The sequence below is a fragment of the Pseudomonas sp. 2995-1 genome (assembly GCF_002742505.1).
GTDB classification, from domain to species: domain Bacteria; phylum Pseudomonadota; class Gammaproteobacteria; order Pseudomonadales; family Pseudomonadaceae; genus Aquipseudomonas; species Aquipseudomonas sivasensis.
Window position 1 is genome coordinate 1 of the sequence record NZ_LJSA01000147.1, and the last position, 255, is coordinate 255.

The following is a 255-nucleotide window of genomic DNA, read 5'->3' on the forward strand; positions in this document are numbered from 1 at the left end:
GAGTAACTGGAGAGAAAAAGAATCTACAAAGGCTGATGTGAAAACCTTTATTTATAACTATCTCTATGATGAGAATACTGGTTTGCCAGTAGAACAATATACGCCAGAAGATGTTGAGTATAAGGCTTACGTAGTATTTGAACATATATTTAATCAATATAGCAGCTCTAGTGATCATGTATATTTTTAAATGAAATTGCCAATTTGATAGAAAAACTTATTTTTTTGTTACACATTATCTTTATTGTATAAGAC

General features: G+C 29.0%; 1 protein-coding gene. It reads left to right on the forward strand.

What is annotated here, in order from left to right:
• Nucleotides 1-190 (forward strand): hypothetical protein (locus tag AOA61_RS31750; protein ID WP_218197318.1); only part of this gene is annotated, 190 nt, incomplete at its 5' end.
• Between the last annotated feature and the right edge of the window lie 65 nt (nucleotides 191-255).